The organism is Vibrio astriarenae, assembly GCF_010587385.1.
GTDB lineage: Bacteria > Pseudomonadota > Gammaproteobacteria > Enterobacterales > Vibrionaceae > Vibrio > Vibrio astriarenae.
This window is the reverse complement of sequence record NZ_CP047475.1, coordinates 2,742,316-2,757,306: the sequence shown is the minus strand read 5'-3', so window position 1 is coordinate 2,757,306 and position 14,991 is coordinate 2,742,316. Positions and strand designations below refer to the sequence as shown.

The window sequence follows — 14,991 nt, the reverse complement described above, 5'->3', positions numbered from 1 at the left end:
TCAAAGCAAGAATATTGAATGTGTGCACATTAACTTTTAAAAGCTTTCCGAATTAAGAATTTGCTTGGCGACCATAGCATTGTGGACCCACCTGATTTCCATGCCGAACTCAGAAGTGAAACGCAATAGCGCCGATGGTAGTGTGGGGCTTCCCCATGTGAGAGTAGGACATCGCCAGGCTTTAATTTCGACTTGTCTCGATGAGACGAGTCACCATAAAGTTTTAAGAAATATCTTAAAGTTTTATGTTGACTTACAGAGTCAATCGCGTATTATACGCATCCGCTTCGAGGTTAAGGTCTTGATAGCAAAGCTCTTTAACAATATAAACCTATCAATCTGTGTGGGCACTCGTTGATGATAATCCAAAATGAAGCTTAGGCTTCAACTTAGATTTCAATGAACTGAGTGACCAATCGATACTTAGTATCGGCACAGTCAATTCATTATCGTTCTGTTGGAACGATAATAGCTTTAAAATTACATTAGTAGTTTTGAAGTCAGTATTCATTGAGTCAGTTCTTCGGAACATCAAAATCTTAAATTGAAGAGTTTGATCATGGCTCAGATTGAACGCTGGCGGCAGGCCTAACACATGCAAGTCGAGCGGCAGCGACATGATAGAAGCTTCGGTGGAAATCATGGGCGGCGAGCGGCGGACGGGTGAGTAATGCCTGGGAATATGCCTTGATGTGGGGGATAACTATTGGAAACGATAGCTAATACCGCATAATGCCTTCGGGCCAAAGAGGGGGACCTTCGGGCCTCTCGCGTCAAGATTAGCCCAGGTGGGATTAGCTAGTTGGTGAGGTAAAGGCTCACCAAGGCGACGATCCCTAGCTGGTCTGAGAGGATGATCAGCCACACTGGAACTGAGACACGGTCCAGACTCCTACGGGAGGCAGCAGTGGGGAATATTGCACAATGGGCGCAAGCCTGATGCAGCCATGCCGCGTGTGTGAAGAAGGCCTTCGGGTTGTAAAGCACTTTCAGCAGTGAGGAAGGCGGGTACGTTAATAGCGTGCTCGTTTGACGTTAGCTGCAGAAGAAGCACCGGCTAACTCCGTGCCAGCAGCCGCGGTAATACGGAGGGTGCGAGCGTTAATCGGAATTACTGGGCGTAAAGCGCATGCAGGTGGTTTGTTAAGTCAGATGTGAAAGCCCGGGGCTCAACCTCGGAACAGCATTTGAAACTGGCAGACTAGAGTACTGTAGAGGGGGGTAGAATTTCAGGTGTAGCGGTGAAATGCGTAGAGATCTGAAGGAATACCGGTGGCGAAGGCGGCCCCCTGGACAGATACTGACACTCAGATGCGAAAGCGTGGGGAGCAAACAGGATTAGATACCCTGGTAGTCCACGCCGTAAACGATGTCTACTTGGAGGTTGTGGCCTTGAGCCGTGGCTTTCGGAGCTAACGCGTTAAGTAGACCGCCTGGGGAGTACGGTCGCAAGATTAAAACTCAAATGAATTGACGGGGGCCCGCACAAGCGGTGGAGCATGTGGTTTAATTCGATGCAACGCGAAGAACCTTACCTACTCTTGACATCCAGAGAACTTTCCAGAGATGGATTGGTGCCTTCGGGAACTCTGAGACAGGTGCTGCATGGCTGTCGTCAGCTCGTGTTGTGAAATGTTGGGTTAAGTCCCGCAACGAGCGCAACCCTTATCCTTGTTTGCCAGCACTTCGGGTGGGAACTCCAGGGAGACTGCCGGTGATAAACCGGAGGAAGGTGGGGACGACGTCAAGTCATCATGGCCCTTACGAGTAGGGCTACACACGTGCTACAATGGCGCATACAGAGGGCAGCCAACTTGCGAGAGTGAGCGAATCCCAAAAAGTGCGTCGTAGTCCGGATTGGAGTCTGCAACTCGACTCCATGAAGTCGGAATCGCTAGTAATCGTGGATCAGAATGCCACGGTGAATACGTTCCCGGGCCTTGTACACACCGCCCGTCACACCATGGGAGTGGGCTGCAAAAGAAGTGGGTAGTTTAACCTTCGGGAGGACGCTCACCACTTTGTGGTTCATGACTGGGGTGAAGTCGTAACAAGGTAGCCCTAGGGGAACCTGGGGCTGGATCACCTCCTTATACGATGATTATTGCGATGAGTGTTCACACAGATTGATTAGGTTTGTAAGTTAAGAGTAAGGAAACCTTTTCCAGATGGGGCTATAGCTCAGCTGGGAGAGCGCCTCGCTGGCAGCGAGGAGGTCTGCGGTTCGAACCCGCATAGCTCCACCATCTTTAAGTGTTCTTCCTTAAGAATCTTTAAAAATGGTTACTTCTTTTGAAGTGATTAGCTCTTTAACAATTTGGAAAGCTGACGAATAACAACAATCCCCATCTCTTTGAGATGCGTTGTTATTCAATTAAAAGTTCTCAAATCCTAAAACTACGGTTTTAGGTACCAACACACATTCAAGTGTTCTTGGAAGTATCGAAAGATACTTATATTTGAGTCCGGCAAAATCGAGTCTGCATCATGTATAAAAATTGCAGACAACTTTGGTTGTTTAAACAACAACTCGAAACTCCTTCGGGTTGTATGGTTAAGTGACTAAGCGTACACGGTGGATGCCTTGGCAGTCAGAGGCGATGAAAGGCGTATTAACTTGCGATAAGCCTAGATTAGATAGTAAAAATCTTTGAGTCTAGGATTCCTGAATGGGGAAACCCAGCACCATAAGGTGCTATCACTAACTGAATACATAGGTTAGTGAGGCGAACCGGGGGAACTGAAACATCTAAGTACCCCGAGGAAAAGAAATCAACCGAGATTCCGAAAGTAGCGGCGAGCGAAATTGGATTAGCCCTTAAGCTTTTAGTGAGACAGGTGAAGCCTCTGGAAAGTGGCGCGATACAGGGTGATAGCCCCGTAACCGACATCTCATCATCAGTGAAATCGAGTAGGGCGGGACACGTGATATCCTGTCTGAATATGGGGGGACCATCCTCCAAGGCTAAATACTACTGACTGACCGATAGTGAACCAGTACCGTGAGGGAAAGGCGAAAAGAACCCCTGTGAGGGGAGTGAAATAGAACCTGAAACCGTGTACGTACAAGCAGTAGGAGCACCTTCGTGGTGTGACTGCGTACCTTTTGTATAATGGGTCAGCGACTTATATTCAGTAGCAAGGTTAACCATCTAGGGGAGCCGTAGAGAAATCGAGTCTTAACTGGGCGTCGAGTTGCTGGATATAGACCCGAAACCAGGTGATCTAGCCATGGGCAGGTTGAAGGTTGAGTAACATCAACTGGAGGACCGAACCGACTAATGTTGAAAAATTAGCGGATGACTTGTGGCTAGGGGTGAAAGGCCAATCAAACCTGGAGATAGCTGGTTCTCCCCGAAATCTATTTAGGTAGAGCCTCGGACGAATACCACTGGGGGTAGAGCACTGTTAAGGCTAGGGGGTCATCCCGACTTACCAACCCTTTGCAAACTCCGAATACCAGTGAGTACTATCCGGGAGACACACGGCGGGTGCTAACGTCCGTCGTGGAGAGGGAAACAACCCAGACCGCCAGCTAAGGTCCCAAAGTATAGCTAAGTGGGAAACGATGTGGGAAGGCTTAGACAGCTAGGATGTTGGCTTAGAAGCAGCCATCATTTAAAGAAAGCGTAATAGCTCACTAGTCGAGTCGGCCTGCGCGGAAGATGTAACGGGGCTAAGCTATACACCGAAGCTGCGGCAATGACTTAGGTCATTGGGTAGGGGAGCGTTCTGTAAGCCGTTGAAGGTGGACTGTAAGGTCTGCTGGAGGTATCAGAAGTGCGAATGCTGACATGAGTAACGATAAAGGGGGTGAAAAACCTCCTCGCCGGAAGACCAAGGGTTCCTGTCCAACGTTAATCGGGGCAGGGTAAGTCGACCCCTAAGGCGAGGCCGAAAGGCGTAGTCGATGGGAAACGGGTTAATATTCCCGTACTTCTTACAATTGCGATGGGGGGACGGAGAAGGCTAGGTGGGCCTGGCGACGGTTGTCCAGGTTCAAGTGCGTAGGCTTGAGAGTTAGGTAAATCCGGCTCTCTTTAAGGCTGAGACACGATGTCGAGCTACTACGGTAGTGAAGTCATTGATGCCATGCTTCCAGGAAAAGCCTCTAAGCTTCAGATTGTAAGGAATCGTACCCCAAACCGACACAGGTGGTCGGGTAGAGAATACCAAGGCGCTTGAGAGAACTCGGGTGAAGGAACTAGGCAAAATGGTACCGTAACTTCGGGAGAAGGTACGCTCCTCGCGGTGAAGTCCCTTGCGGATGGAGCTATGGGGAGTCGCAGATACCAGGTGGCTGCAACTGTTTATTAAAAACACAGCACTGTGCAAAATCGTAAGATGACGTATACGGTGTGACGCCTGCCCGGTGCCGGAAGGTTAATTGATGGGGTTAGACTTAGGTCGAAGCTCTTGATCGAAGCCCCGGTAAACGGCGGCCGTAACTATAACGGTCCTAAGGTAGCGAAATTCCTTGTCGGGTAAGTTCCGACCTGCACGAATGGCGTAATGATGGCCACGCTGTCTCCACCCGAGACTCAGTGAAATTGAAATCGCTGTGAAGATGCAGTGTACCCGCGGCTAGACGGAAAGACCCCGTGAACCTTTACTACAGCTTGGCACTGAACATTGAGCCTACATGTGTAGGATAGGTGGGAGGCTTTGAAGCGAGTACGCCAGTATTCGTGGAGCCATCCTTGAAATACCACCCTTGTATGTTTGATGTTCTAACTTAGCCCCATTATCTGGGGTGAGGACAGTGCCTGGTGGGTAGTTTGACTGGGGCGGTCTCCTCCCAAAGAGTAACGGAGGAGCACGAAGGTGGGCTAATCACGGTTGGACATCGTGAGGTTAGTGCAATGGCATAAGCCCGCTTGACTGCGAGAATGACAATTCGAGCAGGTGCGAAAGCAGGTCATAGTGATCCGGTGGTTCTGTATGGAAGGGCCATCGCTCAACGGATAAAAGGTACTCCGGGGATAACAGGCTGATACCGCCCAAGAGTTCATATCGACGGCGGTGTTTGGCACCTCGATGTCGGCTCATCACATCCTGGGGCTGAAGTCGGTCCCAAGGGTATGGCTGTTCGCCATTTAAAGTGGTACGCGAGCTGGGTTTAGAACGTCGTGAGACAGTTCGGTCCCTATCTGCCGTGGGCGTTGGAAGATTGAAGGGGGCTGCTCCTAGTACGAGAGGACCGGAGTGGACGAACCTCTGGTGTTCGGGTTGTGTCGCCAGACGCATTGCCCGGTAGCTAAGTTCGGAATCGATAACCGCTGAAAGCATCTAAGCGGGAAGCGAGCCCTGAGATGAGTCTTCCCTGGCACTTTAAGTGTCCTAAAGGGTTGTTCAAGACTAGAACGTTGATAGGCAGGGTGTGTAAGCGTTGTGAGGCGTTGAGCTAACCTGTACTAATTGCCCGTGAGGCTTAACCATACAACACCCAAGGGGTTTTGATGGACTCAAAGCAAGAATATTGAATGTGTGCACATTAACTTTTAAATAGCTTTCCGAATTAAGAATTTGCTTGGCGACCATAGCATTGTGGACCCACCTGATTTCCATGCCGAACTCAGAAGTGAAACGCAATAGCGCCGATGGTAGTGTGGGGCTTCCCCATGTGAGAGTAGGACATCGCCAGGCTTTGAACATTATCTATTTGAAGCACGATTTAGATAAGACTTTAAATAGACCACTGCGGAGTGGTAGTTCAGTTGGTTAGAATACCGGCCTGTCACGCCGGGGGTCGCGGGTTCGAGTCCCGTCCACTCCGCCACTTATACTAAGCCCTAGTCGAAAGACTAGGGCTTTTTTACGTTTGTGCTTTTTGATTGAAGATAAAAATCGCTTTTATCTTCCACATTCACTTCAAGTTAAGAAGACTTGTCTGGCTCTTCGGTTGTAACCTGCAAGCGACTTTCTAGATTCGTCAGCTCTTGTACTTGATTAATCAGGTCCATACGACGGGCGTCATTGCTATCTGACCAAGTTAGGCCAAGGAATGTAAATAGGTCACCCTCATCGCGTTGATAGACAACATCGGCTGTAAACTCATCACCGTCTGGGATCGCTACAATGACCTTTTCAGGTATTTGAATACGGTTTGATACTAATACGCCAGCTCCTCCCATACTGATATCTTTTATCACAGCACGTCCCAATAGCTTGTTTTTGAACCAACCAGGCTGTTTCAATTGAACAGCAAGTCCATTAGCTTGCGACTTAAATGGCTCTTCAGGCATCCAAAAGTACCAGCGAATATATTTTCTTTTTGCTTCGTTATCTGACTTCATTCTGACTCATATTATTTTCGGCATAGCTCTAGTCATTAAAAACGACCATGTTGGCTAAAAGTAAAATGGCTAGACCTGTTTTCTTTGTTGTTTAGACGTCTAGATATCTGAATTTTGTGTGGTAGGATGTAGGAAATGAACAAGGAATGAGGCTGTAAAGTGGGAACAAATGTAAGACAGCAGATCGAAGCACAACTGAAGCAGAAGATCTTGTTAATCGACGGCGGCATGGGCACTATGATTCAAGATCATAAGCTTGAAGAGAGTGACTATCGTGGCGAGCGCTTTTCTGATTGGCATTGTGATCTTAAAGGGAATAACGACCTGTTGGTTCTTACTCAGCCAGAGCTCATTAAAGGTATCCATAATGAGTACTTAGAAGCAGGGGCAGACATTCTTGAAACGAACACTTTCAATGCTACGACCATCGCTATGGCCGACTATGACATGGAGAGTCTAAGTGAAGAAATCAACTTCGCTGCCGCGACATTGGCGAGAGAAGCAGCAGATGAATGGACTGCGAGAACGCCCGATAAACCAAGATACGTCGCCGGTGTTTTAGGGCCAACTAACCGTACATGTTCAATTTCACCGGACGTTAATGACCCTGGCTATCGCAATGTCACTTTTGATGAGCTCGTTGAAGCTTACTCTGAATCAACTCGCGCTCTGATCCGAGGTGGTAGTGATCTTATCCTTATCGAAACCATCTTCGATACGCTGAACGCGAAAGCGTGTGCTTTTGCTGTAGATAGTGTTTTCGAAGAGCTAGGTCAATCACTACCAGTCATGATCTCGGGGACGATCACGGATGCCTCTGGCCGAACGCTTTCTGGACAAACAACGGAGGCATTTTATAACGCGCTTCGTCACGTCAATCCAATTACTTTTGGTCTCAACTGTGCCCTTGGCCCAGATGAGTTGCGACCATATGTAGAAGAGCTATCACGTATTTCGGATACGTTTGTCTCAACACACCCAAATGCGGGCTTACCAAATGCGTTTGGTGAGTACGATCTGTCGCCAGAAGATATGGCGCTTCATGTCAAAGAGTGGGCTGAGAGCGGCTTCTTAAATATGATAGGTGGTTGTTGTGGTACAACCCCTGAGCATATTCGTCACATGGCACTTGCCGTGGAAGGCGTTGCTCCTCGACCTTTACCGGATATTCCAAAAGCTTGTCGTCTATCTGGTCTTGAGCCTCTAACGATCGAAAAAGAAACTCTGTTTATTAATGTCGGTGAGCGAACCAATGTTACCGGCTCGGCACGATTTAAACGATTGATCAAAGAAGAGCTTTACGATGAAGCACTTGAGGTCGCAAGACAGCAGGTCGAGAATGGTGCCCAAATCATCGACATCAACATGGATGAGGGGATGTTGGATGCTGAGGCTTGTATGGTCAGATTCCTCAACCTTTGTGCATCTGAGCCTGAGATTTCTAAAGTACCCATTATGGTCGACTCCTCTAAGTGGGAAGTCATAGAGGCGGGTCTTAAGTGTATTCAAGGTAAAGGCATCGTAAACTCTATCTCTCTTAAAGAGGGTAAAGAGAAGTTTGTAGAGCAAGCGAAACTGATTCGACGCTATGGCGCAGCTGTTATTGTGATGGCCTTTGATGAAGTTGGTCAGGCGGAAACGCGTGAGCGCAAATTGGAAATTTGTACCAATGCTTACCGTATCTTGGTGGATGAAGTGGGTTTTCCTGCTGAAGATATTATTTTTGACCCGAATATCTTTGCTGTTGCGACAGGTATCGAAGAGCATAACAACTATGCGGTCGACTTTATTGAGGCCGTCGCTGATATCAAACGAGATCTGCCTTATGCGATGATCTCTGGGGGGGTATCAAACGTCTCCTTCTCATTCCGTGGTAACAACTATGTTCGTGAAGCTATTCACGCAGTCTTCCTCTACCACTGTTTTAAAAACGGTATGGATATGGGGATCGTTAACGCAGGTCAGTTGGAGATCTATGACAACGTCCCAGAGAAACTTCGAGAAGCGGTAGAGGATGTGGTTCTTAACCGACGTGATGATGGCACAGAAAGACTGCTAGAAATTGCTGAAGAGTATCGCACCAATGCTGTTGGTAAAGAAGATGACGCTTCTGCTCTAGAGTGGCGTACTTGGCCGGTTGAGAAACGTCTAGAGCATGCCTTGGTGAAGGGCATCACAGAGTTTATCGTTGAAGATACAGAGGAAGCTCGAGTCAATGCGACTAAGCCACTTGAGGTGATTGAAGGCCCGCTTATGGACGGCATGAACGTGGTCGGTGATCTCTTCGGCGAGGGTAAGATGTTCTTGCCTCAGGTTGTTAAGTCAGCCCGTGTAATGAAGCAGGCAGTTGCCCATCTTGAGCCTTATATTAATGCCGAAAAACAAGCGGGAAGCTCAAACGGTAAAATCCTTCTTGCGACGGTGAAAGGTGACGTTCACGACATTGGTAAGAACATTGTTGGTGTGGTTCTGCAGTGCAATAACTATGAGATTATCGATCTCGGAGTCATGGTTCCATGTGAGAAGATCCTAAAAGTCGCTAAGGAAGAGAACGTTGACATTATCGGTCTCTCTGGCCTAATTACGCCTTCTCTAGACGAGATGGTTCATGTTGCTAAAGAGATGGAGCGACTAGACTTTGACTTACCGCTATTGATTGGCGGTGCAACCACCTCAAAAGCGCATACGGCTGTTAAAATCGAGCAAAACTACAAGAATCCAGTGGTTTATGTAAACAATGCGTCTAGAGCGGTGGGGGTATGTACCTCACTACTTTCTGATGAGCTAAGACCTAAATTTATCGAGAAACTTGATGCGGACTACGAGCGTGTTCGTGAGCAACATAGCCGCAAGAAGCCAAGAACAAAACCGGTAACGCTCGAGCAAGCTCGTGCGAATAAGGTTGCTATTGATTGGGCTAGCTACACGCCACCTCAACCTGCAAAGCCGGGGATTCATGTGTTTGATGATGTGAGTGTGGCAACACTTCGTCAATATATCGACTGGACGCCGTTCTTCATGACTTGGTCACTGGTTGGTAAATACCCGAAGATCTTAGATCATGAAGAAGTGGGCGAAGAGGCGAAGCGATTGTTCGCCGATGCTAACGAGTGGCTAGACAGAATTGAAGCGGAACAGCTGCTTAAAGTTCGCGGTATGTGTGGTTTATTCCCTGCAGCCAGTGTCGATGATGATATTGAAGTTTATACCGATGAGTCTCGCACGCAAGTCGCTAAGGTTCTGCATAACCTACGTCAACAAACCGAGAAGCCGAAAGGCTTTAACTACTGTCTGTCAGACTATATTGCGCCAAAAGGCAGTGGTAAGAAAGACTGGATTGGTGGCTTTGCGGTTACAGGTGGCATTGGAGAGCGTGAGTTAGCGGACGAGTTCAAAGCGCAGGGTGATGATTACAACGCGATCATGATTCAAGCGGTAGCAGACCGTCTTGCTGAGGCTTTTGCAGAATACCTTCATGAGCGCGTACGAAAAGACATTTGGGGTTATTCGCCGCAAGAGCAGCTCAGTAACGAGGACCTGATTCGTGAGAACTATCAAGGTATTCGTCCAGCACCAGGCTATCCAGCGTGTCCAGAGCATACTGAAAAGGGCAGTTTGTGGGACCTACTTAATGTAGAAGAGACGATTGGGATGTCACTTACGAGCAGTTACGCGATGTGGCCAGGAGCATCGGTTTCAGGATGGTATTTTTCACACCCTGACTCGCGCTACTTTGCTATCGCTCAAATACAACCCGATCAGGTAGCAAGCTATGCAGATCGTAAAGGTTGGGATCAGCTAGAAGCCGAAAAGTGGCTAGGTCCTAACATTAATGGTTAATTGATTAAGCCTAACTAGAAAGCCCCTCTCGATGAGGGGCTTTGTTTTGCTACCGAGAAAAATTACTGTTCAAACAGCTCTTGGTGTAAACGCTGTATTGCCTGTTTGGCTACAGATTCATGCAGAAGGAAGCATAAGTTATGTTGGCTAGCACCGTAACAAATCATGCGTAAGTTGAAATCTTCTAGCGTCCCAAAGACTTGCTTCGCTGAGCCTTTTGACGAGCTCATATTATTGCCAATAAGAGCGACAACACTTAGGTTGTGTTCAACTTCAACATGACAAAGCTCTTCCAGCTCTTCACGCACCGCCTGTGGAAGCTGAGGTGCGCCACCACTGGTATCTGTTTGATCAAGGGTGAGTGATACACTGATCTCTGATGTCGTAATAAGATCGACAGAGATCTTATGTTTAGCCAGGATCTCAAACACCTTTGCTAAAAAGCCATAAGCGTGGAACATTTTGGCACTGCGCAGAGTTACCATGGTTTGATTATTGCGAAGTGCTAGCGCACGGTACAGAGGCGATGTTTCCGCATGATGGCGAATCCAAGTTCCCCCTTTTTCAGGCTCGCGTGAAGATCCAACAAAAACAGGAATGTCGTGTCTGAGGGCAGGCACGAGCGTAGAAGGGTGAAGGATCTTTGCGCCAAAATTTGCCATTTCTGAGGCTTCACTAAAGCTTATCTCAGAGATTGGTGCCGCTTTTGGCGCGATTCGCGGGTCAGTCGTATAGATACCCGGGACATCGGTCCAAATTTCTAGGCCGGAAGCCTGTACAGCCTCTGCGATAAGCGCGGCACTATAATCACTACCACCACGGCCTAGTGTTGTGGTATCGCCGTCTTGATTTGAGCCAATGAAGCCCTGTGTAACAACCACTTGTTCTTTGCAAAGCGGAACCAGTAGCGCTTGTGCTTGTTGTGCTGTCTCTTCGAGATCCGGTTCAGCGCGACCAAATTGACTGTCCGTCTTGAGCACATCACGTATATCGAAACGAGTGGCGTTGATACCACGTTCGCGCATCAGTTGAGCGAGGATATGTGTCGACATCAGCTCACCACAGGCAACAAGATGGTCGGTGAGTTTTGTACTCGATTGAATAGACGCCGCCTCTGCCAAGCTGGTGACGGTATCAAGAATGGCGTACACCTCACTAGCCGCTTCTGCACCATTTTCTAGTTTAGATAGAATCGCTTCGTGAATATCAGCCAGTTGCTGTAGTACTGACGTGCGTTGCTCTTGGTCTTGTACGCCGTTTGCTAGTTCAACTAACAAGTTTGTGACACCAGAGCAAGCACTGCTGACCACTAGGCGGGTTGATGGGTGGCTCTCGATAATAGAGGCACAACGGCTCATTGCTTCAAAATTAGCGACACTTGTTCCGCCAAACTTAGCGACATTGAATGTGCTCACGGTAGTACTCCTGATACTTCAAAAATTAATACATCCAGTGTGTTTGAAGAGGAGTGAGCATTCAGAGGTGATATGAAAGTGAAATTACCTCAGAAGCTCATCATCAGGCCGTGCTGATGACAGTTGAAGGGATTCAGCCCATTCAACCGACAGGAGTGTATCGCATTGTGCTCCCATCTCGGCGCTACTCCCCCTGAGTGAATAGTATTGGAACTGCGATTCCACTATTACACCTGCCTGGGCAGCGCTCCTCTTCTGTTATTGTGTAATCATTGAACGGCTTTAGTATAAAAATGTCAATGAATATTTGAGCTTGGCAACAGTTTTACCATTTAGTCTCTTAAGGAGTGGTACTACCTCTATAATTAAGAGCCCAATAGCGAAAGTTACTCAACTGATAAATTTAGTTTGGGTAGCAGAGATGGAATAACAACAACGATATAACGGAGTGATGAATGTCTATCCAAAGCTTTTTTCCCCCAAGACGTGTATTGATGGGCCCTGGTCCATCGGATATCTCCCCACAAGTTCTTCAAGCGATGAGTAGACCAACCATTGGTCACCTAGATCCATTGTTTATTAATATGATGGATGAGGTTAAGTCGCTTCTAAAATATGCTTTCCAAACACAAAACGAGTTCACGATTGCAGTTTCTGCTCCTGGCAGTGCCGGCATGGAAGCGTGCTTCGTCAATTTGATCGAGCCTGGCGATAAAGTCATTGTTTGTCGCAATGGTGTCTTTGGTGAACGCATGCGTGAAAATGTGCTTCGAGTCGGCGGTGAGGCCGTTCTGGTGGATGATGAGTGGGGTAAACCTGTTTCAGTTGATAAAGTAGAACAAGCCTTTGCAGATCATCCAGACTGCAAACTGCTTGCCTTTGTTCATGCAGAGACGTCAACGGGGGCATTGAGTGATGCACAAGCCCTGGGAGCTCTGGCTAAGCGTCATAGCGCTTTGACGATTGTTGACACGGTGACTTCATTAGGTGGCGTACCACTAAAAGTCGATGAGTGGCAGCTTGATGCAGTCTATTCAGGTAGCCAAAAATGTTTATCGTGTGTACCTGGATTATCACCTGTGACCTTTTCTCCAGCAGCGATTGAGAAGATTCAATCTCGGTCGACACCTATCCAAAGCTGGTTTCTAGATCAAAGCTTGGTGCTGGGCTATTGGAGTGGGGATGGCAAGCGCAGTTACCACCACACTGCACCAGTAAACAGTTTATATGCATTGCATGAGTCACTCGTTTTGCTGCAAAACGAAGGGTTAGAAAATGCTTGGCAGCGTCATAAAGCGATGCATAACAAATTAAAACAAGGTTTAGAGTCTTTGGGGTTTGAGTTTGTTGTGGATGAGGCCTATCGTCTCCCACAGCTCAATGCCGTTTATGTTCCACAGGGCATCGACGAAGCGAAAGTTCGTAGCGAGCTTCTCAATGTGTTTAATCTTGAAATCGGTGCAGGGTTAGGCTCGCTTGCGGGTAAGGCGTGGCGCATTGGTTTGATGGGCTATGGTGCCTCTGAGCAAAATGTGGCGCTGTGTTTGAAAGCACTTGAAGAGAAAATCAAGTAAGCGCTTAAAATATCGAATAAAAAAATGGCGTAGGTGATTGTCTACGCCATTCAACTGTTAATTACTCACTCGCTGCGCTCGTTGTCCTTTCAGAGCTCACCGAATTCGCATTTGAGACTGTGCTACCTGCCTTGCTGGGACCAGCATAAGTGATGGTGGAAAAGTCAGTGTTTGGGAACAAAAATTCGCCCTCTGAGCGTATCTGCGCCGCTTTCAACTCATCACCCATTCCCAGGTGTGCCAACACCAAGTTTTTATAAAATGCTGGTCGCGGTTTGTTCTGGATAACATTAAGAGACCAATCAATATAAGATTGAATATAAGCCTTTTCACCGGTCTGCAAGCCTATATCGAGATAGGTAACGTAGACATCCCAATCATAACGCTCTTTCCATGCGAATGGGTTCGATACTCGCTCTAGGATCTCTGGCTCTTTGGGGTTGGAGCGTTCGTATTGTGTTAGAACATGGTTAGAGTGCAGTGCACTTGCCATGTACATGATCGTCAGTGTTGGGATAAGGATACTCGCTATACGCAGTAGGCTCTTGGTAATGGCAGAGAAGTGCAGAGTGCTGGTACGGATCACACGCTGATCAAGCCAATAGAGTAGAACGATTAGGGTAATCCAGTGTATCGCAGAGTGATAAAATGGATACTCGAGCTGGGAGTGCAGCAGTATCGGAACAAATAGCGCTAACAGTGCTAGTCGCGTGCCTTTTTTGGCTTGAACCATACGAGTGAGTGTGAGCACAGCCGCTACTATCAGGCCCAACAAGGGGACAATACCGCCTTCTACACCCCAGAAGAGGGTCTCGTTGTGGGGGTGATCCATCGCGGGCAAACCGGGAGGATAGTTGTTATTGATTTGATGCTGGCGGGCGGTATACAGAGTGTAGGTTGATTCAAAGTTACCATAGCCCCAGCCAGTGAAAGGCTTCTCAATCAGCATATCGAGCGCTTGTGGAAAGGTGTAACGTCTCGGGCTTTCAAGATCGGCTTTTTGACCAATAAAGTCTGATTTTTGCTGTGATTGAGCGGCGCTAAACCCAAGCGCAACACCAAGGATCACTAGGCCAATCCATGTGAATGCACGGCGTTTAGTGGAAAAGCGCAGTAAGTAAGGGATGATTAGGGCAACCCCAATGAGAGCAGCCAACCAACCCGTTCTCGATGAGAGAACCACTAACAGCGGAGTTGTCATTAGCGGGGTTAGGTAAAGGATAGCGGTATCACCTAACGAGCTGTATTTGTTGTTTTTTCTAGCGAGCAAGTACCCAGACAAGACCAAGCCCGTAGCAAGAAAGCTCGCCATTACATTCGGTTGCTGAAAGATGCCGTAAGGGCGATTAGCAACGGTGTTGTAGCCTAAGCCGTTACCTGGTTCTAAAAAGAAGTACTGCATAAAGCCGATGGCTGATTCAATCAGGCAGGCGAGAATGATGTATTCTAAGATGCGCTGTTTGTCTTTGTTGCTAAATCGAAATTGCTGAAGGACAACAAAAAACACAAATCCTGCCCACAAGCCAAGTAAGCGCGTTGCTGCCCCTTCAGCATAAGCGGCTGGATATAAAATGGGTATAGTAAGAAGACCACATGCGATGAGCAGACCAACAGTGAACTTATTGTACCGCAGATAGTGGTTGGTACTGATTTGATATAATCCCACCCCTATAGCCAAACTCATACCAGCCCAAACGGTATTGTTGAAGGAGAGGGCTAACCCTGAGCCGCCAGGATTAGGCATAAAAACATGCATCAGCAGTAAGAAAACCAGTGCTAGACAGGTGATAAAGGGCTGATTTAAAGGAATAACGGGTTTGCTCTGTTCCAGTTGTGTTCCACTCACATGAATTGTGGCCATAGCTT

The 14,991-nt window shown here is 47.7% G+C and carries 5 protein-coding genes, 2 tRNA genes, 4 rRNA genes and 1 riboswitch; of the genes, 8 read left to right on the top strand and 3 right to left on the bottom strand.

What is annotated here, in order from left to right; translation table 11 throughout:
- Nucleotides 1–63: 63 nt before the first annotated feature.
- The 6 genes from rrf (GT360_RS12765) (at nucleotide 64) to GT360_RS12740 (ending at nucleotide 5,779) form a co-directional block, all read left to right on the top strand.
- Nucleotides 64–180: ribosomal RNA gene (gene rrf, locus GT360_RS12765) — 5S ribosomal RNA — on the top strand.
- A gap of 361 nt (nucleotides 181–541) precedes the next feature.
- A 16S ribosomal RNA gene (locus GT360_RS12760) occupies nucleotides 542–2,093 on the top strand.
- Nucleotides 2,094–2,170: 77 nt separating this feature from the next.
- Nucleotides 2,171–2,246 (top strand) — tRNA-Ala (locus GT360_RS12755).
- Nucleotides 2,247–2,552: 306 nt separating this feature from the next.
- Nucleotides 2,553–5,439 (top strand): 23S ribosomal RNA (locus GT360_RS12750).
- Nucleotides 5,440–5,529: 90 nt separating this feature from the next.
- Nucleotides 5,530–5,646 (top strand): 5S ribosomal RNA (rrf, locus tag GT360_RS12745).
- Together the 16S, 23S and 5S rRNA genes with 2 tRNA genes alongside form the textbook arrangement of a ribosomal RNA operon.
- Nucleotides 5,647–5,702: 56 nt before the next feature.
- Nucleotides 5,703–5,779, top strand: a tRNA-Asp gene (locus GT360_RS12740).
- A gap of 97 nt (nucleotides 5,780–5,876) precedes the next feature.
- On the opposite strand, the gene GT360_RS12735 is transcribed toward GT360_RS12740, so the two are convergent.
- On the bottom strand, nucleotides 5,877–6,296 hold the full coding sequence (locus GT360_RS12735; RefSeq protein WP_164649234.1) for a PilZ domain-containing protein: 420 nt from the start codon (nucleotides 6,294–6,296) through the stop codon (nucleotides 5,877–5,879).
- 159 nt (nucleotides 6,297–6,455) lie between these two features.
- On the opposite strand from GT360_RS12735, the gene metH reads away from it, so the two are divergent.
- Complete coding sequence (gene metH / locus GT360_RS12730) at nucleotides 6,456–10,136, top strand: methionine synthase (RefSeq protein ID WP_164649233.1); 3,681 nt, start codon at nucleotides 6,456–6,458, stop codon at nucleotides 10,134–10,136.
- Nucleotides 10,137–10,198: 62 nt separating this feature from the next.
- On the opposite strand, the gene lysC is transcribed toward metH, so the two are convergent.
- Nucleotides 10,199–11,551, bottom strand: a complete 1,353-nt coding sequence (gene lysC, locus GT360_RS12725; RefSeq protein WP_164649232.1) for a lysine-sensitive aspartokinase 3 — start codon at nucleotides 11,549–11,551, stop codon at nucleotides 10,199–10,201.
- 85 nt (nucleotides 11,552–11,636) lie between these two features.
- Nucleotides 11,637–11,814, bottom strand: a riboswitch (Lysine riboswitch).
- Between the two features lie 192 nt (nucleotides 11,815–12,006).
- Between lysC and GT360_RS12720 the strand changes: the two genes are divergently transcribed.
- Complete coding sequence (locus tag GT360_RS12720) at nucleotides 12,007–13,125, top strand: pyridoxal-phosphate-dependent aminotransferase family protein (protein ID WP_164649231.1); 1,119 nt, start codon at nucleotides 12,007–12,009, stop codon at nucleotides 13,123–13,125.
- A 61-nt stretch (nucleotides 13,126–13,186) separates the two neighbouring features.
- On the opposite strand, the gene GT360_RS12715 is transcribed toward GT360_RS12720, so the two are convergent.
- Nucleotides 13,187–14,986: a PglL family O-oligosaccharyltransferase gene (locus GT360_RS12715; protein ID WP_164649230.1), complete on the bottom strand. Its 1,800-nt coding sequence runs from the start codon at nucleotides 14,984–14,986 to the stop codon at nucleotides 13,187–13,189.
- Between the last annotated feature and the right edge of the window lie 5 nt (nucleotides 14,987–14,991).